Origin of the sequence: Arenicella sp. 4NH20-0111 (assembly GCF_040366405.1) — a bacterium.
Lineage (GTDB): Bacteria > Pseudomonadota > Gammaproteobacteria > Arenicellales > Arenicellaceae > Arenicella.
Genome location: NZ_BAABWF010000008.1, coordinates 90,015 through 115,542, shown reverse-complemented (window position 1 = coordinate 115,542; position 25,528 = coordinate 90,015). Strand labels below are relative to the sequence as shown.

Annotated in this window: 24 protein-coding genes; 12 read left to right on the top strand and 12 right to left on the bottom strand. The window is 45.7% G+C overall.

The features are described 5' to 3' along the window. Window positions 1–4: 4 nt before the first annotated feature. Window positions 5–1,063, bottom strand: a complete 1,059-nt coding sequence (gene purM / locus ABWW54_RS15800; RefSeq protein WP_353413637.1) for a phosphoribosylformylglycinamidine cyclo-ligase — start codon at window positions 1,061–1,063, stop codon at window positions 5–7. A gap of 5 nt (window positions 1,064–1,068) precedes the next feature. On the opposite strand from purM, the gene ABWW54_RS15795 reads away from it, so the two are divergent. After that, the gene (locus ABWW54_RS15795) at window positions 1,069–1,755 is read left to right on the top strand and encodes a CDP-alcohol phosphatidyltransferase family protein (protein WP_353413636.1); all 687 of its coding nucleotides are present in this window, start codon (window positions 1,069–1,071) and stop codon (window positions 1,753–1,755) included. Further along, complete coding sequence (gene hda / locus ABWW54_RS15790) at window positions 1,755–2,456, top strand: DnaA regulatory inactivator Hda (RefSeq protein WP_353413634.1); 702 nt, start codon at window positions 1,755–1,757, stop codon at window positions 2,454–2,456. The genes ABWW54_RS15795 and hda overlap by 1 nt, the downstream gene beginning before the upstream one ends. A 73-nt stretch (window positions 2,457–2,529) precedes the next feature. Here hda and wrbA read toward each other — a convergent pair whose 3' ends face one another. Further along, window positions 2,530–3,117, bottom strand: coding sequence for an NAD(P)H:quinone oxidoreductase (gene wrbA / locus ABWW54_RS15785; protein ID WP_353413632.1), 588 nt, complete (start codon window positions 3,115–3,117; stop codon window positions 2,530–2,532). A 1-nt stretch (window position 3,118) separates the two neighbouring features. Further along, on the bottom strand, window positions 3,119–3,469 hold the full coding sequence (arsC, locus tag ABWW54_RS15780) for an arsenate reductase (glutaredoxin) (protein WP_353413630.1): 351 nt from the start codon (window positions 3,467–3,469) through the stop codon (window positions 3,119–3,121). A gap of 27 nt (window positions 3,470–3,496) precedes the next feature. On the opposite strand from arsC, the gene ABWW54_RS15775 reads away from it, so the two are divergent. Then, window positions 3,497–4,417: a YihY family inner membrane protein gene (locus tag ABWW54_RS15775; protein WP_353413629.1), complete on the top strand. Its 921-nt coding sequence runs from the start codon at window positions 3,497–3,499 to the stop codon at window positions 4,415–4,417. A 13-nt stretch (window positions 4,418–4,430) separates the two neighbouring features. Here the strand turns inward: ABWW54_RS15775 and ABWW54_RS15770 are convergent, their stop codons facing one another. Further along, a complete protein-coding gene (locus tag ABWW54_RS15770; RefSeq protein ID WP_353413627.1) occupies window positions 4,431–5,132 on the bottom strand; it encodes a transglycosylase SLT domain-containing protein in 702 nt (233 codons plus the stop codon). A 2-nt stretch (window positions 5,133–5,134) separates the two neighbouring features. Beyond that, window positions 5,135–6,859 (bottom strand): proline--tRNA ligase, encoded by a 1,725-nt coding sequence (locus tag ABWW54_RS15765; RefSeq protein WP_353413625.1) that lies wholly within the window; start codon window positions 6,857–6,859, stop codon window positions 5,135–5,137. A gap of 220 nt (window positions 6,860–7,079) precedes the next feature. On the opposite strand from ABWW54_RS15765, the gene ABWW54_RS15760 reads away from it, so the two are divergent. From ABWW54_RS15760 to ABWW54_RS15740, 5 genes are all read left to right on the top strand, one after another. Continuing rightward, the gene (locus ABWW54_RS15760; protein ID WP_353413624.1) at window positions 7,080–8,606 is read left to right on the top strand and encodes a fumarate hydratase; all 1,527 of its coding nucleotides are present in this window, start codon (window positions 7,080–7,082) and stop codon (window positions 8,604–8,606) included. Window positions 8,607–8,638: 32 nt separating this feature from the next. Beyond that, on the top strand, window positions 8,639–9,040 hold the full coding sequence (locus tag ABWW54_RS15755) for a hypothetical protein (protein WP_353413623.1): 402 nt from the start codon (window positions 8,639–8,641) through the stop codon (window positions 9,038–9,040). A gap of 87 nt (window positions 9,041–9,127) precedes the next feature. Beyond that, a complete protein-coding gene (locus ABWW54_RS15750; protein WP_353413621.1) occupies window positions 9,128–9,931 on the top strand; it encodes a sterol desaturase family protein in 804 nt (267 codons plus the stop codon). Then, the gene (locus ABWW54_RS15745) at window positions 9,928–10,506 is read left to right on the top strand and encodes a rhodanese-like domain-containing protein (protein WP_353413619.1); all 579 of its coding nucleotides are present in this window, start codon (window positions 9,928–9,930) and stop codon (window positions 10,504–10,506) included. Before ABWW54_RS15750 ends, ABWW54_RS15745 begins: the two co-directional genes overlap by 4 nt. Before the next feature lie 6 nt (window positions 10,507–10,512). Next, entirely contained in the window at window positions 10,513–10,938 is a 426-nt protein-coding gene (locus ABWW54_RS15740; protein ID WP_353413618.1) for a rhodanese-like domain-containing protein, read from the top strand. 23 nt (window positions 10,939–10,961) lie between these two features. Here the strand turns inward: ABWW54_RS15740 and ABWW54_RS15735 are convergent, their stop codons facing one another. The 4 genes from ABWW54_RS15735 to ABWW54_RS15720 are packed head-to-tail and all read right to left on the bottom strand — an operon-like array spanning window position 10,962 to window position 15,502. Further along, complete coding sequence (locus ABWW54_RS15735; RefSeq protein ID WP_353413617.1) at window positions 10,962–11,678, bottom strand: glutathione S-transferase C-terminal domain-containing protein; 717 nt, start codon at window positions 11,676–11,678, stop codon at window positions 10,962–10,964. Beyond that, window positions 11,675–12,505, bottom strand: a complete 831-nt coding sequence (locus ABWW54_RS15730; RefSeq protein ID WP_353413616.1) for a Rossmann-like and DUF2520 domain-containing protein — start codon at window positions 12,503–12,505, stop codon at window positions 11,675–11,677. The genes ABWW54_RS15735 and ABWW54_RS15730 overlap by 4 nt, the downstream gene beginning before the upstream one ends. Next, complete coding sequence (locus tag ABWW54_RS15725; protein ID WP_353413615.1) at window positions 12,502–13,509, bottom strand: 2-dehydropantoate 2-reductase; 1,008 nt, start codon at window positions 13,507–13,509, stop codon at window positions 12,502–12,504. Before ABWW54_RS15725 ends, ABWW54_RS15730 begins: the two co-directional genes overlap by 4 nt. A gap of 58 nt (window positions 13,510–13,567) precedes the next feature. Then, the gene (locus ABWW54_RS15720; RefSeq protein ID WP_353413614.1) at window positions 13,568–15,502 is read right to left on the bottom strand and encodes an ATP-binding cassette domain-containing protein; all 1,935 of its coding nucleotides are present in this window, start codon (window positions 15,500–15,502) and stop codon (window positions 13,568–13,570) included. Between the two features lie 62 nt (window positions 15,503–15,564). On the opposite strand from ABWW54_RS15720, the gene ABWW54_RS15715 reads away from it, so the two are divergent. The 4 genes from ABWW54_RS15715 to ABWW54_RS15700 all read left to right on the top strand — a co-directional run bounded on the left by ABWW54_RS15715 (window position 15,565) and on the right by ABWW54_RS15700 (window position 18,307). Next, window positions 15,565–16,194 (top strand): DUF302 domain-containing protein, encoded by a 630-nt coding sequence (locus ABWW54_RS15715; protein WP_353413613.1) that lies wholly within the window; start codon window positions 15,565–15,567, stop codon window positions 16,192–16,194. Between the two features lie 153 nt (window positions 16,195–16,347). Next, the gene (locus ABWW54_RS15710) at window positions 16,348–16,986 is read left to right on the top strand and encodes a trimeric intracellular cation channel family protein (RefSeq protein WP_353413612.1); all 639 of its coding nucleotides are present in this window, start codon (window positions 16,348–16,350) and stop codon (window positions 16,984–16,986) included. 200 nt (window positions 16,987–17,186) lie between these two features. Further along, window positions 17,187–17,915 carry a DNA-3-methyladenine glycosylase I gene (locus ABWW54_RS15705; RefSeq protein WP_353413611.1) on the top strand — a complete coding sequence of 243 codons (729 nt, stop codon included), beginning with the start codon at window positions 17,187–17,189 and terminating at the stop codon, window positions 17,913–17,915. After that, window positions 17,915–18,307 (top strand): DoxX family protein, encoded by a 393-nt coding sequence (locus ABWW54_RS15700; RefSeq protein ID WP_353413609.1) that lies wholly within the window; start codon window positions 17,915–17,917, stop codon window positions 18,305–18,307. The genes ABWW54_RS15705 and ABWW54_RS15700 overlap by 1 nt, the downstream gene beginning before the upstream one ends. 77 nt (window positions 18,308–18,384) lie before the next feature. Here the strand turns inward: ABWW54_RS15700 and ABWW54_RS15695 are convergent, their stop codons facing one another. The 3 genes from ABWW54_RS15695 to ABWW54_RS15685 all read right to left on the bottom strand — a co-directional run bounded on the left by ABWW54_RS15695 (window position 18,385) and on the right by ABWW54_RS15685 (window position 25,508). Continuing rightward, entirely contained in the window at window positions 18,385–20,142 is a 1,758-nt protein-coding gene (locus ABWW54_RS15695; RefSeq protein WP_353413608.1) for a hypothetical protein, read from the bottom strand. A gap of 143 nt (window positions 20,143–20,285) precedes the next feature. Then, window positions 20,286–24,851 carry an ATP-binding protein gene (locus ABWW54_RS15690; protein WP_353413607.1) on the bottom strand — a complete coding sequence of 1,522 codons (4,566 nt, stop codon included), beginning with the start codon at window positions 24,849–24,851 and terminating at the stop codon, window positions 20,286–20,288. A gap of 246 nt (window positions 24,852–25,097) precedes the next feature. Further along, window positions 25,098–25,508: a hypothetical protein gene (locus ABWW54_RS15685; RefSeq protein ID WP_353413606.1), complete on the bottom strand. Its 411-nt coding sequence runs from the start codon at window positions 25,506–25,508 to the stop codon at window positions 25,098–25,100. Window positions 25,509–25,528: the final 20 nt, after the last annotated feature.

Sequence of the window (25,528 nt, the reverse complement as noted above, 5' to 3'; positions counted from 1 at the left end):
TGCGTTAGGTAATATGAACTTGTTGCTCCGACTCCCCAGGCATGATCTTGCCAACCACAAACGCTTTTTCGCCGGCATCAGTTAGGTGCTTGATTGCGTCCTCTGCGTTGTCCGAATTTACGACTAGAATCATCCCTACGCCACAATTGAACGTGCGATACATCTCACTACGCGCAATGTTTCCGGTTTTCATTAGCCAGGTAAATAGTTCAGGCCATTCCCATGCCGACTCATCGACGACCGCGTGGCAGTCTTCAGGTAACACACGATTGAGATTACCTGGGATTCCACCGCCTGTTATGTGGGCGAGAGCATGTACATCAACTTCTTTCATGAGAGAAAGAACGGAATGCACGTAGATTTTTGTTGGAGCCAGTACGGCTTCGGCTAAAGGTTTGCCGCCGATTTTCGTGGTCAGAGGCACGTTGTGTGTATCAATTACTTTTCTAATCAATGAGTAGCCGTTCGAATGCGCGCCGGTCGATGCTAATCCGATCAAGACATCGCCAGCCTTTACCTTGCTGCCGTCTATAATGTCAGACTTCTCCACCGCACCAACACAAAACCCCGCGAGATCGTATTCGCCTTCCGAGTACATGCCAGGCATTTCGGCTGTTTCGCCGCCGATAAGAGCCGCATTCGCTTGCACACAACCTTCTCCAATACCCTCAACAACCTTAGCGGCGACGTCGGGCGTTAACTTGCCTGTGGCAAAGTAATCTAGAAAGAACAAAGGCTCTGCACCTTGTACAAGTACATCATTGACACACATGGCTACAAGGTCAATGCCGATGGTGTCATGCTTATTTAAGTCAAATGCCAGTTTTAACTTGGTGCCTACGCCATCAGTACCAGAAACCAAAATGGGTTCATTATAATTCTTTGGCACTTGAAATAGTGCGCCAAAGCCACCAAGACCACTTAAGCAGCCTTCACGTTGTGTGCGTTTAGCGACTGGCTTTATTACGTCGATAAATGCATCGCCCGCATCAATATCAACACCTGCGTCGCGATAGGAAAGAGATTCTGGTTTTTCAGACTGGGAATGATCAGATTGAGACACAACAAATGCTCCGAAGTAATTCAAACAGGTTTACGGCAAAGGCCGGAAAATTTGCGCGTATTGTAGCGGTTTACTTACCTATTGTGTATCGAATAAAAGCCAGTGATAATCCGCTCTTAGCAGAAAAGTCGTCATTTATGATCTATATTCCAAATTTATTGACTCTCGCACGTATTGGGCTGGTGCCCTGGTTGGTTGTTTTGTTACAAAACCAACAGTATGGATGGTCGCTTGCGGTGTTTGTGATCGCCGGTGTGAGCGATGGATTAGATGGTTTTATCGCCAAGCGATTTAATGCCACAACCTATTTGGGTTCCATATTAGATCCAATAGCGGATAAAATCCTTTTGGTTACCAGTTACATCATGCTTTCGGTGTTGGAAATCATACCGTTTTGGTTGATGGTGGTCGTTGTGTTTCGTGATTTAGTCATTATTGGCGGTAATTTACTGATGGCACTTTTTTTCTCAACGATGGAGATGAAACCGCTAGGTATTTCTAAGATCAATACTGTTGTGCAAATTCTCTATATTGTTCTTGTTTTGGCCTCATTGAGCTTTGAGTTTAATTCTTTGGCATTGATCACCGTGGTGGGGATGCTTGTTGCGGTTACCAGCGTGTCGAGTGGGTTGGCGTATGTTTATATTGGCTCTGTTAAAGCCACCAAGATGTCAGAGGAAGGACTTAATTAATGGTTGATAATGTGTCTGGAAGTCAGTTGGCATTTCCATTAGCTGGAGATGATAAGGCCAGCTTTGAAAACTTTTTGGTGGGTAGAAATACAGAAATCGTTAATGCTCTTAAGTCATTGACTTCGCAGAACGAACCAAAGGTTGTGTATCTCTACGGGCCAGAAGGAAGTGGTAAGAGCCACCTTTTATACGCCCTATTGAGAATGGCTAAATTGAACGATGTGGCCACCAGCTATTTGTCCTTGCAAGACGAGTTTGTCAGTCCAGAAATGCTTGAGGTGATGAATTTTTCGGGTGTGGTCTGTCTCGACAACGTACATTGTTGGGCCGGTGACGACGCTAAGGAGCGCGCACTTTTTACCCTTTTTGAACAGGTGAAGCATGGTGCAGGGCAGTTGGTTTTAACGGCAAAGCAGAGCCCTGATATGAGCGAGTTCTTACTTAGGGACTTAATAAGTAGGTTGTCGAGTGGGCTTATTTACGCTTTGCAGGAACTCGGTGACAGCCAACGATATGATGCTCTAAAGATGAGAGCTAACCATCGAGGTTTGGTCATCACGGATGACGTCCTAAAATATATAGTAAGTCGGACTCCGCGAGATAACACCAAGCTGTTTGCATTATTAGACAAAATAGATAAAGCGTCCTTGGTGGAAAAACGGAAAATCACCATCCCTTTTTTACAACACTTACTCAGCTAAATGCTAGCGCCTGATGCTCAGCTCATACAAACAGTTTAGATAGTGCAGCTCACTTGGAGTTAGTCACTTAGTGCTAGCTCTTGAGCTTGCCGGCAATGACCGTCACTCGTTTTCCCAATGCGATGCATAAGGCCTTTTCATCCGCACTGATGGGATTGGTGTTGCTACTGCCAGCGACATGACTGGCGCCATAAGGGGTGCCGCCACTGGTTGTTTTGCCAAGGGCGGGTTCTGAATATGGTAGCCCACAAAAAAGCATTCCATGGTGAAGCAGCGGATTTAGCATGGACAACAAAGTTGACTCTTGCCCGCCATGCATGGACGAGCTGGATGTGAACACGGCCGCTGGCTTTCCGCTAAGTGTGCCGGCCATCCACAATGAACTCGTGCTGTCGAGAAAATGCTTCATCGACGCCGACATATTACCAAATCGGGTAGGGCTGCCCACAATCAAGCCGTCAATTGACTTAAGGTCGTTTGTAGTGGCTTCTAGGTCGCCCACCTCACTAGCGTCCATACTTGATTCTGAACCGATGAAAATTTCTGGGACGCAGCGAACAATTGCTTCGGCTCCGTCGACGGACTCGATTCCTCGCGCAATCAGTCTGGCCATCTGCTTAACGGAGCCCAGCTTACTGTCGTAAACAACGAGTATTTTCATGTTAAGGCAAGATAGTTAGCGCGTTTTCAGGGGGGCGGCCGATGACAACTTGATCCCCAACAATGAAGATCGGGCGCTCTATCAATTTCGGCGTGGTTATCATGGCGTCGATCAATTGGTCTCGAGTGAGCTTGGAATCGCTTAAGTTTCGTGTTTTGTATTGTTCTTCTTTTGTCCGCATCAGCTCTCGCGGTTCAATCTCCAATCCTCGTAAGATACTGTCGAGCTGTTGGTGTGTTGGTGGCGTTTTCAGATATTCAATGATTGTCGGCTCTATGCCTTTATCTTGAATAAGTTGAAGCGTTTGGCGAGACTTAGAGCACCTTGGGTTATGATAGAGAATGATATCCATAGCTAATAATAGTTGATAAGTTTTTTCATGACTGATTATTCTTTAAAGAAAACCTTTATTCAAATTTTTGACGTGCCTCTAGCCGTGATTAAGCGATTTAACTCCGATCGCTTGCCTCGTCATGCTGCTGCATTGGCGTTTAGCTCTTTGTTAGCGCTTGCTCCAATCATGGCGATTGCGCTGTCGATGTTCTCGCTATTTGCGGGTACCGAACAGCTGGGGAATAAGCTCGAAGATTTTATCTATCAATTTTTAGTGCCTACCGCCGGTGATGAGGTACGCGTGTATTTAGAGCAGTTTTCCGGTCAGGTAGGTAGTCTAACTATTTTGGGGCTATTTGCTTTCTTTTTAACAGCTTTATTATTGCTTTCAAATATTGAGTCTTCGTTCAACGATATATGGCGTGTGAATAAAGGACGAAACATGACCTCCAGGTTAACAGTCTATTGGGCCATGATCACATTGGGGCCAATAATGATGGGTGCCAGTCTGGCGATATCTGGCTACCTGTTGGCGTTAGCGGCTAAGGCAGGAGATGGTTTTACTCAGGTTAATTCAGCGGGTGTCTTAATGCTCCCTTTTCTATTGGAAATGATGGCATTTATGTTGTTGTACCTGATTATGCCTAACGCCAGAGTCAGCCTTATGCACGCAATTATTGGTGCTTTTGTTGCTGTATGTTTGTTCGAGGCCACGAAAATGGGATTTCGATTTTACATAAGCAACTTTGCTAACTACAAAGCCGTGTACGGCGCGCTCTCCACATTGCCCGTTTTCTTGATATGGGTCTATTTATCGTGGGTGGTGACATTATTTGGTGCCGAGGTCGTTGCAGTTTTGCAACAAAAAAAGCTACTCGAAAATACCCTATTGGATAAAATCAGTAAGGCTTCTCCCGAAGATGCGGCAGAATTATCTAAACAGTTAGATCAACCATTGCATCGCTAATTGCGAGAAGCAGCTAGTTTAATATTAGTTTTCGGCTAGCATTAGAAGTGCCACGTTGTCGGTCGCTAACCGCAACATTGAGGCCTTTAGCGCGCGCGCTTGCAATGTCATCGGCATTGTATCTCCAGCGCTTGTTTAACCGGCTAAGAACCTTGTCTGGATATACCGTGCGGCCAAGAGAACCATTATACGCAGCAAGAGCGTCGCTCGGATTAGAATGGCGATCTAGATAGTAGCGTAGTATCTTGCAGCCATATTTAAGACTGGTAAGAGGGTGATATAAGTCATCAGATTTATTACCTATTTCATTTTTCCAGAACGGCATGACCTGCATTAACCCTTGGGCTCCGGCATGAGAAAGTGCATTGCGATCAAAGTTACTTTCAACCTCAATGAGCGCTAATACAAGCTGTGGATCTAACCCCTCTGCCTTCGCCTCTTGGAAAATGGAACTAAGTAGCCGAACTCGGTAAAAAGCGTTGGGTATTCGCCTTTCAAGCTTCTTTGACATGGTAGATAACCACACCAATGACTCTAAATCAGTCGTGTTTGTCGAGGAATCTAGGGTCTCTTGTTGCAGTGCTTGAATGAGCGCAGGATCTGATTGAGCATAAAGAGGCTGCCCAGCAAGCAGGACACCACAGATCAGCGCTTTGCGGGCAAGTGAGCCCAGTGTGCGCAAGAAGCGCTGATTGTCTAACCCTACCCAATTCATTTTTACATTTCTATCGCTTTGGTTAACCATTGAGCAATGCCATTCAATGGTAAGTCTTGTGCCGAGTCAGCCCCGCGCTTTTTATACTCGATTTCCTGGTTCTTCAGGCTTTTATCACCGATGACTACTCGATGTGGCACGCCGATTAGGTCTGCGTCGGCAAACATGATGCCTGGGCGTTCTTTACGATCGTCCAAAAGAACGTCGACGCCCAACGACTTAAGTTCTTGATAGAGCGCATCACATGCCTCTTTGACATCCTCAGACTTTTGATAGCCGATTGGCGCAATAACAACTTGAAACGGAGCCATACTGGCAGGCCAAATGATTCCGCGATCATCGTGATTTTGCTCGATTGCTGCAGCAACAATTCGAGATACGCCTATCCCGTAACAGCCCATTGGCATCACGGCCGCTTTGCCGTTTTGATCCAAGCACGTCGCGTTCATTGCTTCACTGTACTTTGTGCCGAGTTGAAATATATGACCAACTTCGACGCCTCTGGTGAGGCTCAATAAATCGTCTGGATTACTGCTGGCCGCTTTTGCGCAAACGTCTCCAGCTTCTACCTTTCTTAGATCGAAGACTTCGGGTTCGACAGTGTCTCTTACCCAGTTCACGCCTGTGTAGTGGTACCCATCTTCATTGGCGCCGCAGACAAAATCAGCTAAATTATGTGCTGAGCGATCAGCAATGATTGGAATAGACAAACCAACAACACCAATTGAGCCCGCAGAACAGCCGGCTTCGGATTTTAAAAGTTCATCGCTAGCCCAAGTTAGAGGTGCCTTAATCAAGGGGTGTTTTTCGGCTTTGAGCTCATTAAGCTCATGATCGCCGCGCAACGCTATCGCTACAGCAGGGACTTCTTCACCTTCAACCAGTAACGTTTTAATGGTAGTTGGGGTTGAAACATTAAGGAATTTCGCGACATCATCAATGCTGTGTTGCCCCGGTGTTTCGACTTTTACCATGGTTGATTGTGGCGCCGGCCTTTCACCGCCGATGGCAAGAGCCTCAGCCAACTCTACGTTCGAGGCGTAGTCGTACTTGTCGCAGACGGCAATGGCGTCTTCGCCTGAATCAGCTAACACATGAAACTCATGGGATGCATTTCCCCCAATACTCCCCGTGTCGGCTTCGACTGCTCTGAAGCCTAAATCAAGCCGAGTGAAGACGTTTGTGTAAGCTTGGAACATGACGTCGTAGGTTTCTTGCAAGCTTTCGGCATCTAAATGAAAAGAGTAGGCATCCTTCATTACGAATTCGCGTGCTCTCATGACGCCAAACCTTGGTCGACGTTCATCGCGAAACTTTGTTTGGATCTGGTAAAAGTTTGCGGGTAGCTGCTTATAGCTGCGAATCTCGTTACTCATTAAAGAAGTGATCACTTCTTCATGTGTAGGGCCATAAGCGAAATCACGGTTATGCCTGTCTTTCATTCTGAGAAGTTCGCCACCGTATAATTCCCAGCGCCCAGATTGTTGCCATAGTTCAGCGGGCTGAACCGACGGCATTAATAGTTCTTGTGCCCCGGCATTGTTCATTTCATCGCGAACGATATGCTCTACTTTTCTTAACACTCTCAGACCCAAAGGCAGCCAATTATAAATTCCAGCCGCGACTTTACGGATCATGCCAGAGCGCAGCATCAACTGATGGCTTATTATCTCTGCGTCGGCAGGGGTTTCTTTTAGAGTGGAAAGTAAAAAATTGCTGGTGCGCATTGAGTTGGTATCGAAACAAAAAGGTTGAATGAAGGCTCTCAAAATACAAAGCCGAGTCAAAACGGCCAGTAATTCTAACTCAAAACCACAAAAAATCAGAGGCTTGGAAGCGATTTCTACTAAAATTGGTTAAATATTCGGTTTGCTACGCAGCAAATCCCTGTTTCGTTGGTATTTTTGTTAGAATTAGGCACCTATTTTTGTCTATTACATACGAAATATGAGCACCATTAAGCAAGACGACCTTATTGACAGCGTTGCAGACGCTCTTCAATTCATTTCCTATTACCACCCAAAGGACTTCGTGGATGCAATGCATGAAGCGTATCAACGAGAGGAGTCGCAAGCATCGAAAGACGCCATGGCTCAAATTTTGATTAACTCTCGAATGTGTGCTGAGGGACGTCGCCCGATTTGCCAAGACACCGGCATTGTGACGGTATTTGCTAAGGTCGGTATGGACGTTAGTTGGGATGCCGAAATGTCGCTGTCTGACATGATCAACGAAGGGGTTAGGCGTGCTTATTTACACCCTGACAATGTATTGAGGGCTTCAATATTAGCTGACCCATTGGGTGCGCGCAAAAATACAAAGGATAATACTCCTGCAGTCATTCATTATGAGATTGTAGAGGGTGACAGAGTAGAGATCGATGTTGCTGCCAAAGGGGGGGGGTCAGAGAATAAATCGAAGATGGTGATGCTCAACCCGAGTGATTCGTTGGTGGATTGGGTTCTTAAAACCGTGCCAACTATGGGGGCTGGCTGGTGTCCGCCCGGCATGTTGGGTCTAGGTGTTGGTGGAACGGCTGAAAAGTCTGCTGTGTTAGCGAAAGAAGTATTGATGGAGCCCATTGATATTCATGAGCTGATCAAGCGCGGCCCAAACAGTCGATTAGAGGAAATTCGCTTAGAATTGTTCGAAAAGGTTAATCAGCTTGGGATTGGTGCGCAGGGTTTAGGCGGGTTGACCACGGTTTTGGACGTTAAGATTAAAGACTATCCAACTCACGCCGCATCAAAACCGGTCACCATGATTCCAAATTGTGCCGCTACAAGGCATGCTCACTTTGTTCTGGATGGTTCTGGTCCTGCACTTCAAACGCCGCCAAAATTAGATGATTGGCCCGAAATTACTTGGGACGTTGGCCCGAGCACTCGAAAGGTAAATTTAGACACGGTTACTAAAGATGAAATGCTTGATTGGAAACCGGGCGAGACACTTCTGTTATCTGGAAAATTGCTGACAGGCCGAGATGCCGCTCATAAGAAAATTCAGACTCTTTTGGAGAGCGGAGAAGGCTTGCCTGACGGCGTTGACTTCAATGGAAGGTTTATTTACTACGTTGGCCCGGTTGACCCTGTTCGTGAGGAAGCGGTTGGTCCGGCGGGTCCGACTACCGCCACGCGAATGGATAAATTCACGGACATGATGCTTGAACAAACCGGGTTAATGGGCATGGTTGGGAAAGCAGAGCGAGGAAACGCCACTGTTGAATCAATAGCCAAACATAAATCGGTCTATTTAATGGCTGTTGGTGGCGCCGCATATCTAGTGTCGAAAGCGATTACAGGTTCTAAGGTCGTCGCGTTTCCGGAGTTGGGTATGGAAGCGATTCACGAGTTTGAGGTACGCGATATGCCGGTAACGGTTGCCGTAGATACCAACGGCGAAGCGGTTCACACCACTGGCCCTGCAGCTTGGAAAAGCAAAATAATGGAAAAAATCAATGTTGAGGTTGTCTAGTCATACACGTCCTTGCCGACTGAGCGTTGTTTATGTATAGAGTTCATTTAGTCGTTGGCGTCGGCTCTTTGTTGCTTTTTTTGGCAACAGGTGCGTACATGCTGTTTGGTTTTCCTGAACTTTATCAGCAAAGAGAGGAGATCAGAATGATGTATCGTGCTACGCACATCTATCTTCTGATGTCTTCGTTGATCAATTTAATGTCGGCGAACTTCATTTCGCGTGTTGCCGCTGACCTGCATCCTCGCTTAAGCAGTATTGCCTCTTTGCTGATAGTCATTTCCTCTGCGCTCTTGGCAGCGGCGTTCTTCATTGAACCACAAGAGTACCTGATAGACCGACCGATTACGTTTTGGGCTGTGGTGTTCCTTTTAGCCGGCGTTTTAGTGCACACTATTTTGAATACGCTGATGCTACGATCAAAGCGTAATTAGAGGTATTTTGATGGCACTTTTTGTCATCTAGAGTGAGGGTTTGTTTATAGCTCGGTTCTTCTTGATAGTTTGGAGTTAACGTTACGCATGAGTTTTATTCAAGATAATGAAGACTTGATTCGACTGTCTGTATTTTTTGGTACATTTGTGGCCATGGCGCTGTGGGAAGTGTTATCACCTCGGACCAAACGAGTGTTACCTAGAATGCGCCGTTGGTGTGTGAATTGGGCGTTGGTTATTATCGACAGTCTCACGTTAAGATTGTTGGTTCCTGTATTGGCCGTTGGCGTAGCCGGTTGTGTTGCTGATGCTGGCTGGGGCATATTGAATTGGGTTGTACTGCCTACCTCACTAAAGGTGATCTTGGCCGTCGTGGTATTGGATATGCTTATTTATTGGCAACACGTAGCATCCCATCGTTTCGCTGTTTTATGGCGATTTCACAGGGTGCATCATGCCGATAGGGATATCGATGTTACGACCGGAGCCAGATTCCACCCCGTGGAGATCTTATTGTCTATGGTTTATAAGTTTGCTTGTATAGCTTTGCTTGGAGCGCCGGCGATGGCTGTATTTTTGTTTGAAGTGTTATTAAATGCGTCAGCGATGTTCAATCACTCCAATGTGACTATTGGGCGTAAAACCGATCAGATGATCCGAAAACTCATTGTTACACCCGATATGCATCGTGTACATCACTCTATCGAGGAAAAGGAAACTAACAGTAATTATGGCTTTTTTCTGTCGGTTTGGGATCGCCTGTTTAGGACCTATATTGACCAGCCAAAAGGCGGGCATGAAGGGATGACAATAGGTCTGAGAGAGTTTCAAAGTGATGAGCCTTCATCACTTAGATGGAGTCTTCTGTCTCCGTTCATGAAGAGTCGATGAGCGTGAGTAAGTTCGCTTTCTTTGTTATCTTTATGAGTGTGATATTGGCTTGTTTTGGGTTCTTATGGAAGAAACCAACGCTTGATGATCTTCATCAGTCGATTCTTTCGCAGCATCGTGGCTTGGCACATATTTCAATATCAAAGTATTTGTCTTTAATTGATCGTTCAACGGATTTTGACGGTTCTAATAGTGCCCCTGAAATTGTTAATAACGTCGTACTATTTGATGTGCGGGAGAGTGAAGAGTATGACGTTGGGCGCATAGCCGGTGCAATTCATTTGCCTCCCAATATGAAGGCTGAAGACTTTGAGGATAGATACGCAGCGCTAATTCAAAACAAACAAGTAATATTTTATTGCTCGGTTGGCAGGCGCTCATCAGATAAGCTGGCTGAATTTAACGGTCTGCTTCAAAAACACGGTGCTCAGTCTGCCGCGAATCTGGAGGGTGGAATCTTTTCCTGGGTAAATCAGGGACTGGATGTCGAAGGGGAATATGTCCACCCTTACAATGAATATTGGGGGAGATTGATAAACGACTCCAGTAAAAAATCATATTTGAATCAGAGGTAAGTTGTTATGAATAGATTAATTTCAGGGAGACCCACTCTTAGGCATTTTATGGTGATGGGCATGGCTTGGATTGTGTGCGTAATGCCGCCTATGAGTGTTGCCGAAGTGGGGAGTAGTAATGTTAAAAATCTCAGTGCTCAAGAGGCTAAGGATTATTTAAACGAGAATCCAACTACGTTAGTTCTGGACGTGCGGACAAAAGTGGAATTTGATGAAGGGCATCTTGACGATGCCATAAACATTGATTATTTCGCCAGTGATTTTACCAAAAGGGTGGCGATGCTGAACTCTGATGAAACCTATTTAGTTCATTGCCGCTCGGGTGTTCGAAGCACAAAAGCTTTAACCCTTTTAAAAGAGGCTGGATTTCGCAATCTCCTGCACCTTGATGGAGGCATCAACGCTTGGCGCAAAAACGAGTTACAAGATTAAAGGCGCCCCTTGCTCACTGGAAACTATAACTCAATCTCGCCAGCGTAATATTGGCTCGATATTCGATGAGTAAATGCGACAAGGTTATCGTACTTTTTTACTTCTTTTCCTAGGTCAGTTTCTAAAGAACAGACTGTGAATGATGCGAGCATAGCAAACGCTGTTATGTCAAAGGAGCAAATTCTTTCGCCGAAAAAATAGGGCTTATCACCCAAAATAACGGATAAGCTCGTCCAGCTTTTGTTGGCAATGTCTGTAATTTCTTGGTCGTTGTGTTTTCCCATTCCGTGCCCCAAAAATTGCTTTCGAGTTGACCTGCGTGCATAGGAAGCGATTAAATGATTCATTGGAAATGGGAGTGGGTCGAAGAATTGTGCCTTTACCGTTGGCCATGCATCGTTTTTAATCCATCTGGAGTAGACTATCGTCCAATATAGATTTTCATCAAGAGATTTACTGAGCAGTTGTGCGTAGGCGGCTTGCTCGTCGGAAAGCCAGTCATCAAATTCGACACCGTGAAGATTCTTAAGATGCTCTAAAATAATCACCGAATCGGCGATTATTTCGTTGTTATCTTTTATGAATGGGAGCTTTGCTTTTGGTGCTTTCTGCAAATTGCTTGCACTCGCAATGCTCTCATATTCAAGGCCAGCAATTCGTAAGCTAAGGTCAATTTTAGTAACGAACGGGCTTGGGTCAGGAAGGTTAAATGCCGGGCCGAAAGAATACAGTTTGATCATGATAGGGTCTCTTTTAGTTGTGCTAACTGCGAGTCTGATAGTTCGTTTCTATCGGCTGCCAGCTCAACGGCTTGTTGGCCTAATAGGGTGTATAAATTGCGAGTCAATTTACGCCCTGAGTCGAGATGCGTAAGGTGAGCTTTTATGGTTGAAATGTCCCCGCGTGGAACCGGTCCGCTTAACGCTGCTGAGGTGCCGTGAGCGCTTATATTTTCTAGTGTTGAGAGCATTAGCGGCTGAATTGCTTGCCAAAACTGATCGCGGTCTAGCCCGCCGTTCTCGGCTGATTGAAGACTCAACTCGCTTAAAGATACTAGGTAATTGCAGGCGAAGACGCAGGCGGTATGGTACGCCGTTTTAGAATCGTCCTTCATTTGATGAGTGATACACCCAATTTTTTTGAACAGCCAGCTTAGTGTCGTTGCTGGCTCTGATTCTCCTGATATAAAACAATGGGTATTATGCGTAGGATTGCGGAGCAATAATCTTGCTGACTCTATGGTCGGAAAGGTGTTAAGTGGATGGGCAGTGGCCACGTGGCAGCCAACCTCCTTAGCCGCGGATAATTCGGAGGAGCCTAGTGCCCCTGAGCAGTGAGCTACGATTGTATTGCTATTGAGGGTAGTGGAGAGTCCCTCACACAACGTTCTGATTTGACTGTCTTGAACTGTCAACAGAAGTAGGTCAGTCTCTATGACGGCGTGCTTTTGTGCGGCCAAGTTTTTTCCGGGCAGTTCTACTTGAAACCCAGCCGCACTAAATGCCTCGTATAGGCTGGTACCAACTTTGCCAGAACCAATGATGGTGATATGTTCAATCGAACTCATAGAATACCCAGTCTTCTGGCTAATTCTGGGCCGCTGATACCAATACTCTCATCACCTTGTTCTACCTTTCTTATTAATTCGGATATCTTTGCATTTAAGGGGCATTCAATCCCTAAAGCTGAACCGTGATCAACTACGGCTTGGTTTAGGTACTCAATTTCAGATTGTTTTCCTTGGCTTAGGTCCCACCACATTGAGACACGAGCCGTTGGATCTATTGCTAATGTCTTTTGTGCTAGTTTCAGATATAGCCAATTAGGGAGCCGCATTATCTTCGGCAACCAAGCCGCAGGCAGTGGTGTTAATTTTGGAAGCGGTAATTTCATGGCATTAGTGACGTCTAATAACTCGCTCATTAATGCGGCTATTACTCTGCGAAAGTAGGGGTCCTCAGTCATGGCCTTCGTGGGTATGTCAGACAGTGCGTTGACTGAGTTTGCTAGATTGAGTTGCAGTTTAGCCCAACGTTCCGCCGTAATATTGTTAGTCAGGTGGACGGGTAGCAAGCCGCAATGCAGTCTCTCAAATGTTGAGTTAAGTTCAGAAAACGATTCAATTACCAAACTGCCATCCGTAGAGCGATGTAAGTGAGCCTCACCTTGTTCTGAAACATTGAACCCTATCACCGCTTGGAGGATTGGGTTGTCAGGAAAAGCTTGTCTGATCGGCGCATCACTTCCAAACCCGTTTTGACAACAAATGATCACGGTTTCCGGCGAGATAATAGTTGATATTTGAGCAATTGATGATTGCACCGCAGTGCATTTAACCGTCAGCCACAGAACTCTTATATCAGGTGATTCGTCGTCTTGTGCTCCAGTTGATAAAAACGTGGGTGGATCAATGTCGGCGCGGTTGTGATCTAGGTCAGACAGTGTCAGGCCGTTGTGCATTGCCTTGCGTTGCTTCTCGCGGCCAATCAATCGAGTGTCGATCCCAGCGTGTAGTAATCCGCCAGCGATAAACCCTCCAATTAGGCCAGTTCCAAATACTAAATGTGTCATACGGATAAGTATGCACGTGTTACGTCTTTATAAAAAGTCGTAAGTGACCGCAGAGACATTAGTCTGTGGAGCTTAGTCTCTCAGATAGTGCTTCATACTCTTCGCTTGATTCAAGCCATTGTGCTTCTGCGTCATCCAGTTCTTTTTGAACGTAGGCTTGGTCTGCTAAGAGGCTCTTTAACTTCTCTTTATTGTCATCACTGTATAGGTCGGTATCAGCGAGTTGGGTTTCGATAGCGTTTTTTTCGAGTCCCAGTTTTTCCATCACCCGCTCCGCACGTTTTATCTTATTAGTGATGGGTTGTAGCTGCTTTCTGCGTTCAGCATCTACGCGTTTTTGTTCTTTCTTGGCGACGGCGGTGTGTTTGGGTTTTAGGGCCTCTTCGACGTTATTTGATATGACTGCATTGGCGTCACCGCGCTTGTGTTCGGCAAGCCATTTTGGGTAATCATCAACACTGCCTTTAAATTCAGACGCGCGACCGTCGGCAACTAAAATCAGCTTATCCGAATTTACTTTAAGTAAATGGCGGTCATGCGATACCAATACTACCGCGCCGGAATACTCTTGAAGCGCTACCGCTAAGGCTTGGCGCATTTCAAGATCCAGATGGTTTGTCGGTTCATCTAGAAGTAATAGGTTTGGTCGTTGGTAGCAAAGAAGAGCCAATGCGAGCCGAGATTTTTCTCCGCCTGAGAATGGGGCTACTTTACTGAGGGCTTTGGACCCAATAAAACCGAAACTCCCGAGATAACGCCGCAGTTGATTCTCCGTTGCTTGCCCGTTGTTACATTCTTTGTCCAGTAGGGCCATATGCTCCATCGGCGTATGATCCATCTGTAACTTTTCGATCTGATGTTGTGCAAAGTAACCGATGTTTATCTCTTTTGAGCTGTGGTAGTTACCGCTCATTAGCTTTAACTCACCGGCTAACATTTTGATCACAGTTGACTTACCTGCGCCGTTTGGCCCAATAAGACCAACTCGGTCACCGGGTGTCATCGAGAATTCGATATTTTGAACCGTCGGTGTGTCACCATAGCCAACACTGACGTCGTGCAGACTTAATAGAGGGCTGGGATTCTTCTCAGGGTCTGGAATGCTGAAGTCAAAGGGTGAATCGATATGGGCAGGAGCGATTCGCTCCATTTTTTCCAAGGCCTTTAATCGACTTTGAGCTTGAGTCGCCTTAGTGGCTTTCGCTCTGAAGCGTCGAACGAAGTCCTGCATATGAGCAATTTCTCGTTGTTGCTTTTCAAACGCTGATTGTTGATTGGCTAATTGGTCGGCTCTAATGCGTTCAAAGGCGGAATAATTTCCCTTGAATAGCTGTGCCTTTTGATTTTCTATATGGAGTGTGTGGGTGGTCAACGCATCCAAAAAGTCACGATCATGCGCGATCAAGATCAAGGTGCCTGTGTAGCTCTTTAACCAACGTTCCAGCCAAAGTACGGCGTCCAGATCCAGGTGGTTTGTGGGCTCATCCAGCAGTAACAAGTCGGAGCGGCACATGAGTGCTTTGGCCACATTCAGTCTGACCCGCCAGCCACCAGAAAACTCCTTGGCAGGTTTGTCGATGTCTTTGTTGTTAAACCCAAGGCCGCTCAGCAACTGAGCGGCTCGACTGCGTGCTGAGTAGCCATCTATTTCCTCATATCGCGCTTGAAACTTCAGAAAGCGAGGGTGATCAACATCGAGTACTTTTTGATCCAACTCACGCCATTCTTCATCGCCATCGAGTACGTGTTCGATGGCTGGCCTCTCATTGGCTGGAGCCTCTTGCGCCACATGGGCTAGCACCCAGTCTTTCGGTACTTTGACATCGCCTTTATCGATCACAAGTTCATTGCGAAGCATAGCGAACAGACTGGATTTTCCGCAGCCATTGGCTCCGGTTAACCCGACTTTCTGGCCTGGGTGTATTTGACAGCTGGCCTTATCAAACAATAAGGTTTCGCCGCGCCGAATGCTGAGGTTGTCAAACTGAATCATGGGCGTAGTTTAATGCGAATTCAGGAGTAAGCAAGCAGACTTCGCGTGTGGGAGCTATCCGCATGGTAAATCAAAGGAGCAAAACGTGTGTCAAAGTGTTAAATACGTCTAAATATCGGTATTTTGTCACATTGATCACAGGTGTGGGCTTTCAAATTGGGTATAAACGAGGGGTAGCAGCAGGCATTTGGTGGTTCGGGTTCAAGCCTGCTGTTCATTCTACACGGGGTATGGTTATGTTTGAAAGCTTAGAAGCAGGGTTAGTTGGTGACGTATCAAATGAATCGTCAATCAGGGTTAAAAGTTCGTTGGGTTATCGGAAAACAGTCCAAGCGCTCACGTATCTAATTGAGGCGAAGGGATTGAAAATTCAGGCGCACGTTGATCATATGAGTCGATTTCACAGCGCTGATGGTCGCGCTCTTCCGAAATCTTTGTTACTTCTGGGTGAAGAAAAAGGATGTGTCGGATCGATGGAGCGCTCGTTAATTGACAGCTTAGGATTAGCGCTTTCGTTTGTTGTGTTTGAAGATGACCAGAGGGCAGTTTGGGTGACTTACAACAACGTGGAAAGATTAAACAACGCGGCTCACATTAATGAGCATGATAGTTTGGTGAACGGTGTAGCCAATCTGATGGAAAACATTGTTAGCGATCTCTGCGAGCTGACATCGAACAGGGTCCTTCACTAAGGCTAAATACCAAAAAGTTGTAATAAAAAACCGGAACTTTCTAATGTATGGTGGGATTAGTAAAGTTCATTGGATCTTTAGTTAGTGAGTTTTCACATATCAAGTTTGATACTATGAGGGCGTTTAGGCCCTCATACACGAACGAGACAATTTATGAGTTTTATTACACTTGCAGATTATATCGGCGTTTTTGTTTTCGCTGTGTCGGGAGGATTAGTCGCAATTCGGCATAACATGGACTTGTTTGGCATACTGGTTGTGGGGTTGCTGCCAGCAATTGGCGGCGGAACCTTACGGGATGTACTGCTCGATGTTCCGGTTTTTTGGTTGGCAGATCCATGGGTTGTTTGCGTCGCGCTGGCTGGCGGAGTAGGCGCCATCATTTACAAGTCTTGGACCCGAGTCAAATTGTTTGTATGGGTGGACGCGCTAGGTTTAGCATTGTTCGCAATGCTAGGAACATATAAAGCGTACAGTCTGGACGCAGGTTTCATGACGTCGGTCATGATGGGCACCATCACAGCAACGGCAGGAGGCTTGATTCGAGACGTAGTTTGTGGCGGCCCTCCAATACTACTAAAAGAGGATATTTACGCCACAGCGGCCTTATTTGGAAGCAGTTTGGGCTGTTGGGCTCTGTTTAGTGGTGTAAGTACACCTATTTCACTTTTACTTGGTTTTATTGCTGTATTCACCATCAGAGCGATGGCGATTAAGTATGAGCTGTCTTTGCCAAGTTCGGACTGGGTTCGAGGGAAACTCTATCGTAACCCAAGTAATCCTGATGATTGATTCGATAATAGGCGGGCACGAAAAATTTGTGGGCCTATAACGAGTGCGTACCACAAAAGCCAACTGCTTTACGGTCTGCTTTGAGGTTAGTTGTGGTTTTTTTGACTGCACTGGATAGTCACTTTACTGTATTTTGCTAGCCGTATAACCTACACTTGATTCGTCGTTTTTGAAATGAATACAGAGTTGTTTGTCGGTTTATGAATAAATTTAAACGTATCAAAGAGTCCGCGGAAAAGCGTAAGGGCGGTCCTGCTGAATTAGCTCGTTTGCTCACTATCCCGGCGACTGAGAGTGAGCTTAGGGAAGTAAGTGATGATCGCTATTTAGCTCAATTGACACGCTGCGTATTCAACGCGGGTTTTCACTGGCGCGTTATCACCGCTAAGTGGTCTGGTTTTGAAGAAGCCTTTCACGGCTTTGATTTAGGCGCATTGTTGACCAAATCCCCCGATGAGTGGGAGTCTTATGTGGAAGATGCCCGTATTATTCGAAATTGGCAAAAGATCGAAACGGTGTTTAAGAATGCGCTAATGGTGGATGAAGTCGCCGCTGAACATGGTAGCTTTGGGGAATTTTTCGCTGATTGGCCGGTGACTGATCAAGTGGGGTTGATGAAATACCTACATAAAAACGGTGCTAGATTAGGTGGGAAAACAGCCCAGTGGTTTCTGCGCTTTACTGGTAAAGACAGTTTCATCTTAACTGGAGATGTGATTTCTGCGTTGATAGCCAATGGAGTCGACACTAACGAGAAAGCGACCAGTCAGCGTGATTTGAAGAATATTCAAAATGCGTTCAATCATTGGCAACAAGAAACAGGGTTGCCGATTACTCATCTTAGTAAAATCCTCAGTTACTCGGTAGGCGATAATGTGCCGGTTGATGTGCTTGAGGGGTATCAAGGGTCTCAAACGGTAACAAGCTAATGAACCAAATTTTAAAACAGTATGACGGTGTGTACTTTTTGTTGGGCAGAGTGCTGCTTGGCAGTTACTTTTTATTGCCTGGTGTGATGAAGGCAGTTCAATACTCTGGAACGCTTGACTTGATGATAGCGAAAGGGGTTCCGCTCGCCAGCATACTATTGCCATTAACAATAGTTCTACAGATAGGTTTAGGTCTGATGGTGATTGTCGGTAAACAACTCAGAGTCAGCGCGCTGCTTTTGTTTGGCTTGACCATTTTGATCAATGTGTATATCCATAACTTTTGGGCGCTTCAAGGAGAGCCTAGTTTTGCTCACGAACTACAGAACTTCATAAAAAACTTAGGCATAGCCGCCGGATTGCTGGTTTTGGCGACCAAACAAACGGATTAAAAGAGCTGAAGGTTTACATTGCTCTGGTCGAGTTTAGTTAGCCCTCGACCAGTTGTCACACAATCTGGTTTAGTATTTTAAATACAAATCGGTGCTATTTTTCCGAGAGAGTTTTTAACTACGGAACAGTTAAGCTCTTCAGGCTTGTCTTCGGCGTAGTTAATGTTGCCGATAAAGCCTCTGTCTAAGCCCGCTTGCGAATTGTCATCTTTAATGTATTCCCAGCGAACCAGGCTGTTTTTATTGGTCAGAGAAACGGTACGTTGGGTCCAACCTATCTCTCCGCTGATTCGGTCTACTTCCTGTCCATCAACCAGTATGCGTAGGTAGTCGTTACTGGTTTCTGATGACACCTTCCAAGAGAATGTAAGTTCGCCAGGAAAGTTAAATCGACCACTTACCCAACTGGACTCATCGTCGCTGAGTTCACCACTTTGCAAGACCGTTTGATTCATTAGGCTGGAATCAATAAACGAAGAGAAGCCCTCAGGCCCGCCTGAGCACCAGTCAGCAACGGCGTCAAGCGCTTGGGTTACCGGCGATGTGTCCACGCAGCCTGTTCTTTCAATCATTTTGCCTGAGTGGAATGGGAAGCGTGTAAACACGATGGGTCTGCCGTCTTTCTGAGGCGTGATTCCTACTGTGAACTGTCGATAATCATTTCTGGTCTCACGATTAAAATCCACATCCAAGGATCCGTCTTTGTTCAGTCTAAAAAGGGTCGCGCTGTAGGTCGTATCTGTTTGCGGTGGGTCTGTAAGAAAGAGGGTGTTGGTTTCTATTTTCGCTACAAGTACTTTGCCGTTAGGCAGAACCTCCAGATCGCTAATTCTACCAGAAAACCTACCTATATCGCTTTGGTTGAAACTACGATCTACATCACCGGTCGGTAGAATTTTATATATATGTTTGTCTACGGTGCCGTCACTATTAGCGGCGGTAAAATAAATGTTATTGTTGTTGTCGAATCTTATATTTTGAATATATTGACGGTATTTCGCTGTGTGAGAGAAAGATTGATCAACCGTCAGATTACTGTTCAATAAGGTTAATTCTTCGCGCCCGTCACTACCTGCTCCGATCATAAGTATTTTGTCACCTGATACATTAGGCACGAATCTGGTTCTTGTGTAGCTATTATTAACGTTAATTTCGATCACGCTTCCATCGGGTTGTATAAATGCCGAGGCGACTTGTTTGGGGCCGGAGGCCGTATTGATGGTAAATGGTGAATCAGGAAACTTGCTGCCTAACACAACACGCCCATCGTTCATTAATCCCTTTATAAGAATCCCGTTACCTTGTGAAACATCCTTGACTATGTATTGGGAGAGATTCTGATTAAAGGAGCTGTTAGCGTTATAGGTACCATCAGAATTCATTCTAAGCACATTAGGTACTTCTGGCGTTTGGGCGAATGTCTGGTTTAGTTGAAAGGTCCCAGTTAGTATGATTGATTCGTCGTCATACTCAAGTAGAGAATCAAAGTTATTAAGTCCTTCAACAGAAAAGAAAGTTTTATTAATCGTCGTTTGATTAAAGGTCGAGTCCAAACTTCCGTCGCTATTGAGTCTTAGAAGGTTTTTTCTTTCTAGCCCATTACCCTCATCAGCTTCAATAGCTCCTGCAACAAGCAGCTTTTTATTTTTAAGTTCAATCACCTGGTCCACGTTTGCTAAGAGGCCAAACCCGTTGCTCGGTTGTGAGAATGTCGGATCAACAAGGCCTCGATCGGTTTCCGCGTAAGAGTTTGTGGCCAGGTTGAGCATGGCAAAAATAGTAACTAGAGCACGTTGTATCATCAAAATGTCCTTCAAACGTTGTAGGGTGTCCATTAGCTATCGAAGCTGGGTGAAACAATCAATGCCTCCGAGCCACATAACTTTCTATTAAGTCTTGTTTAGTCGCTGGGACGAGTACCCCAGTGGCTAAACAAGCGTATTGAATACTATCAAAATAACTAATGTAGTAAAGCCAGCTAAACTGGCTTTACTACAAAGAGTAAGTCTCCGGCGTTGACTTGCGCGCCGTTAGATTGATTGACGCGAACTATTTCGTAATTATTTTCCGCGGTAAAAATTTCACCAGATCCGGGAACACTGGAGAGAGAGATGTGCGTAAACAGTTTCATGGCTTCGACTTGGCACAGAGTTTGGCTCAAGTTTACCTTGTCTCCTACTTTTACAAAATCAGGTTCGCTAGGAGTCGGAGTTGCATAGTAAATGCCGGTCATAGGTGAAATCACCTTAATCTCATCCGTTCCAGCGATTTTTAAGCTGGCTAGATCGCTGTCGGCTTTTTCAACACCAGTATAGGCCATCTCTTCCACGATTTGGTCTTTATCCAAGGTGTCAAGGAATGCAGGCAAGTACCCTGTGTCATAGTCGCCTTTGATAAACGTATCGTCTTTGAGAATGCGCTTTAGCAAAGACATATTGGTGCACACGCCCTTTATCACCGTTTGATCTAACGCGGCAATGAGTTTTTTAATGGCATCTTTGCGGTCTTTTCCATAGACAACCAGCTGCGCAATCATGCTGTCGTAAAATGGAGAAATCGTTTTGCCTTCAGACACTGATGCAATAACTTCTATATGATCCCCTTCGGGGAATTTACATTCCGTGACCAATCCGGGAGTCGGTAGAAAATCGATTGTGCCGTTGGTGTCTAACCGTGCTTTTTCGGCGGTGATTCGAGCCTCGATTGAAAAGCCTTTACTTTTAGGCTTAATGTCGGCGATAGAAAGGCCCTCGGCGATTTCATATTGTTTGCCAACAATATTAACGCCTGACGTCCACTCAGTTACTGGGTGTTCGACTTGAAGGCGTGTATTCATTTCCATGAAGTAGATGGCGTCTGACTTCAAATCATAGATAAATTCAACTGTACCTGCTCCAAAATAGTCTACCGAGTTAGCTAGGTTTTCAGCGCACTCATAGGCTTGCTTTTCTAGCTTTTTGGGAAGCATGGTTGAGCCAGATTCCTCTAATACTTTTTGGTTGTTTCTTTGTACGGTACAGTCGCGTAGCCCCAACACTTTAGTATTGCCATGTGCATCTCTAAGGATTTGTACTTCGATGTGTCTCATTGAGACAACAAATTTTTCTAGATACAAGTCGCCATTTCCAAACGCGCTTCTGGCCTCGCTGTAGACATTATTAAACGCGTCTTTGATCTCAGAAGGGCTTCGTACTACTTTGATGCCTTTACCGCCACCACCGTGTACGGCCTTAAGCAGCACGGGGTAGCCAATTTCTTCCGCTACTTTGGCGGTTGCTTCTGCGCTGGTCAGGATGCCGTGTGATCCCGGTACGACGGGCACATTATTTGCCATCGCTGTGTTAATGGCGTTTGACTTGTTGCCCATGGTGTCCATGCTGCTACCTTTAGGGCCAACGAAGTTCAGTCCATTTGCTCGGCAAAGGCGCGCAAATCCGGCATTTTCCGACAAAAAGCCAATGCCCGGATGAAGAGCGGTGGCTCCTCGATTTTTTGCGATGGTTACTACCGACAGTCCGTTGAGGTAACTTTCTCCCGGTGTTTGGCCGCCCAAGCAGACTACTTCGTCTTGTTCTGTGAGCATATCGCAGGCAACGGAGCCCATGTCGGGGTCAGACTGCACTAACAGTACTTTATGTCCTTGGGCTTGCGCTACTCGGATCAGTTTTACCGCGGTACAGCCACGAGCGTGAACTAGGACCTTGTCAATTTTCCCCATGCGGTCGATCGCTCGATGCACTTGGTTTTTTTGAGCTTTTTCTTCTACGCTTGCGACGCCGGAAATGACTTTATTTACCACTTCACCGACAGACTCTTCGGGGAGGGTAATGTTTGGGTCAACCTCGCGCAGTTTTTCATCTAATCCTTCGGCGAACGGGTGTTTTACTAAACCCTGCATTGCTCCGGTATTATTGGCCAAGTAATTCGATGTGGTTGACATCGAAGGAAGAAAGGAGGGCACAACGACTCGGCCAGCAAAAGGCATGTCTGTGCCACTAAAATAATAGGTGTGGACCAGCGGGTGTGTGACGAAACTGGCTTGCGAGCCACCAGTACAATCGCCAAATCCGAAAATAACGATTGGTAGCCCCGTTTCTGATATGAAACTGGTAATGCGGTCATTCACAATCGCCATAGAGAATAATGAGCTTGGGCCTTCTTTGGTTTGCATGCCACCAGAAGAAACAAAACATACGATGGGGAGACCTTGTTCTGCGCAATCTATCAGCAGACCACACAGTTTCTCTGCGCCGGCCATATCAAACGCGCCAGCTTGAAACGCGACATTGGATATCAGAGCCCCAACTTTTGCGGTCTTACCACCTTCGAGTTTTATTTCGCCTATGCCAGTGACTACGCCGCAAGGTGTAATGTCATTATTCAGGGCCTTTTCGATAGACTGGCGGAAACCGGGAAACTGAACCGGATTTGCCGTCATTTTATTCGAGTGTGTTTCCGTGAATTCGGTGAAAAGAGTGCTCTTAAACGCATCCACTGTGCTTAATTTCTGACGTTTGTAAGAGGCAAGAACTCTCTGAATCAAAAGGTCTTGGTAAGCTATATTTAGTTGATTCCAAAAATCCTTACGTTTACCAATTCGCCAAGGGTTAATTTGCCCATTGTAGCTTTTGGCATTCATTTGAGATTCGATGAAGCGAGGCACCAGCGTTTCGAAGAAATAAGTGATCAGAACTAGCAAAGAGTCTGACATTCTTGGGAAATTAACGCGTTTCCATTCTTCCACGTCTGACAAGAACGAGCCTCGTTGGTCGTACTTAACAAAATGGTTTAACCATTTTGCAAACTCAGCCTTAATGTCGCTATTGACCACCTCTTCGCTCATTGACCCACTGACACTGTCAGCTACTTTTTCCAATGAGGTGTCTAAAATTCGTTTAAGCGTGTCTTGCGATAAAGATTGGAATGCCTGAGATTCTTCCGCGATCTCACCGAAATTATCGACAATATTATTATACAGTGCGTCAAATACTAAGATGTTGCGAAACTGAGACTGCATGATGTCCTTCAAGCTCGGCTCGTTTAACGTGTCGAGGAGTGTTAGGTCGGACTCATGTTTGTGTAAAAAGCTCGGGCTATTTTCGGTAATGGCCTCAAGCTTTCGATTCATCTCGATGAAGTTGAACGCCGCGTCCGACTTCCATCTATTATAGAGGTAGAGGCACAGAATGAAGCAGAATGATTTCTGTGCGCTGCGGTAGTTGCTTTGTGGGTCTCCAAGAATCAGCGCCGTGATCTTACTGCGATCGTTATTCAGCTCCTCGTGTTTTTGTCTGAGGTTGCTCCACGCTTTTGACAGCTGGTCGTTATAGACTAATTTTTCTGGGTCAGACAGCCATTGATCAAATGACACCTTTCTCATCTGTTGCGTACGTTGAGCCAAATCACCTTTTGGGATTTCCTCTTCCGCTAGTCGACCATAGGTTTCAACCGTTTCTGAGTGAATTCGACAACGCATTGACAAAGAGCGTAGGTACTGCATCGCGTGCGAATAAACGCTTGGGAATTCAGAGAGCTCACCATAAAGCTCAAAATGAGCGGCCTTTTGTAACTCATCGAAAGCTTTTTTGTGTAATTTTTCCGTGCGAACGTTATTCACGTAATCGGCAGCGACAATGGGATTTTCGAGTACTTCGCGCTTTGCGCTTGCTTCTACTTCTTGAATGCCAGTAAAAATCGCCGCGACCAAGTTGTTAGTGTCATCGGATTGTGTGTCTGGCTTCCAATCTACTACACCATCAATGGCACCACTGCGGTACAGCTCCGAGGGTGAAACCCCTACGTAGCGAGCGCTCTCCTGCCAAGACAAATTGTATTGGCGGGCGATGTTGGCCAAGCCCTTAGGTTGAATTGTATTGAACGCCGCATCTTTCACTGCGAGCAAAAGGTTGGTTGTTGCTAATGGAATGGCACCACCTGAATAACCCAAGCCATAAATTATGCCTAAGGTCGGTACCTTCACAGCGGCCATGACGGCGATTAACCTTGAAATGGTGTGGGCTTGGTTGGCGGCGTTTGCCTCTGTACCAGCGTCTGCACCAGGGGTGTCCATGAACGTGATAATAGGGATTGCTCTAGCCGAGTATTCAGTAGCAAGTCGGCATGCTTCTAGGTGGTGTTCAGGACTCCAAACACCATTCGCAATGCTGCGGTTTTGTACAATGAATGCCAGGCGGCGTTTTTCATTGTTGTATTCAAGCGAGATTTCTAAGCTGTACAGCGGCCCCAACTCAAACTCATTATGGATCTTTCCACGGAGTTTGCTGACTATCGACTTCGCACTGGGTCGACTGGCGGATTCAGCGCCGTCTAAAACTTTGGCGACATAATCGTCAACGGCAAGTTTTTTTAAGCTCTGCCTGATCTTTTCTACTTCTTTCGTAGGGATAAGGCCGCTTATATCTTGGTGCCATTTAAAAGGATGCTTATTGCCATTTAGAGATTGGTTATGAGCCCGTCTCTCTATGTCTGAAAATAAACTAGTATTGATGCCATCTGGCGCTGTAATTTGGTTTTTAGTCTTCAAGGGAGCCTACCTTTTATCCAAAACTTACCCAGCTTTGAGAATGTTTAATTGTTCTCAAAGTATTTGTTATTTAAAACTCAAAATTCAATCCTCCGCCATGACCAGTCGGCCACTAAACAGCGAAGCGAAATTTTTATATGTGAACGTGTATCTCATAAAAGCAATTGTTTTATTTTGGCTTTTCATGAAATATTCTAGTCAACCTGACTAGTTACACAGAGAATCGTTGATTGAATAGAGCGGAAGTTAATTATTTTTATGTTGTGCCAAGTATGCCATGAAACTACCGCAAATTCCGAGCAGTAAATCGCTAGTTTCTATACCTCTGCCTATTAAATGTTGCACAACTTCGGCGCATACACAGAGTAGGCAGATAAAGCCAAATGGCGCGATTGGATGAAAGTTGAATGGTCTTATATTTGACCCATGAGTAAGAAGCGTTAGTAGAGCCGCGCCGAAAAAATGCAGAAAGATGTCAGCATTGGACTCAGCCCACAGTATCTGTTGGTACTTAACGCCGAGCATCCGCAGGAAATCATGCGGTACCCAGTGCGCAAAGTTGTAGCTTGGCTGCGCAACAACGTAGGTAAAACTGATGGCGATTATGGTCAATGAAATACGGCAAAACCATTTCATTAAAAATGCCGATTGATTCATACTTCTCTCACCCAATATTC